At 67.4% G+C, this 865-nt stretch carries 1 protein-coding gene and 1 pseudogene; one reads left to right on the top strand and one right to left on the bottom strand.

Going from position 1 to position 865, the window contains the following annotated elements:
- A pseudogene (locus PGX04_RS10150) lies at nucleotides 1-120 on the bottom strand (cation diffusion facilitator family transporter); the annotation flags it as partial.
- A gap of 355 nt (nucleotides 121-475) precedes the next feature.
- On the opposite strand from PGX04_RS10150, the gene PGX04_RS10145 reads away from it, so the two are divergent.
- A partial coding sequence (locus PGX04_RS10145) for a fluoride efflux transporter FluC (protein ID WP_273738385.1) occupies nucleotides 476-865 on the top strand: 390 nt, incomplete at its 3' end.

Genomic DNA, 865 nt, shown 5'->3' with positions numbered 1-865 from the left:
CCCGAAGGCGAGCCCCGCCGCCCCCTCGGCGGCGATCTTCACGACGTTACCGAGGACGTTCGCCCACGACGCCCGCGCGAACCCGCTCCGGCCGCCGTCCCCGCCAGCGTCTCCGGTCATGGCTCGGTTTAGAGGCAGTCTAACCTTGGCTCTTTTCCTTCCGCGACTCGAGGCGCTCGAGCGCGATCTGGGGCCGCGAGACTACGCTGAGACGAATCGGAAACGGCATCCGGAACCCTCATTGTATGCCCGCGAGAGGAGGCACACGATTAGACAGTGGGGACCGGCTGACCCGACTGCCGGGCGAGACGTGCCGATCCGTGGCTGGCGTCGATCGCAGTACCACGCCGGCGAGCGTCGGTCGGCTGATACGGGCTGCTGAAACGGTTACCGGCGCACCTGCATGGCGAGTCGAAGGTGCGCCGGAAATGGCTTCCAGTAGTCCGTATGACGGTCCCTGCGTGACCACTCAGCCATGGCAAACGCACACCCGCTCGTTCGACTCGAGACGTTCGCACTGATCGCAGTCGGCGGCTTCGCCGGCTCGAACCTCCGGTTTCTCGCGATGGAAGCGCTCCCGGACGTTCCCTCGATCGTCCTCGTCAACGCAGTCGGGAGCGCCGTCCTCGCGTTTCTGGTCTACGAGGCCGAGTACGCGGGCCACATCGGAACGCGGGCCCGCCTCGTCTTCACGACGGGATTTCTCTCCTCGCTAACGACCTACAGCACGTTCGCGCTGCAGACCGCGCTGGCGTCGAATCCGCTCGTACTGGGCGGCATCGTCGCCGCGAACTACGGATTCGGGCTGCTCGGCGTGCTCGCGGGACGAGCGCTCGCGCGCCGGATCGGGACGCCCCAGCGCGCC

This window comes from Natrinema soli, assembly GCF_028618695.1.
The sequence above is the reverse complement of the archived record's forward strand: the minus strand, read 5'-3'. Positions and strand labels throughout refer to the sequence as shown.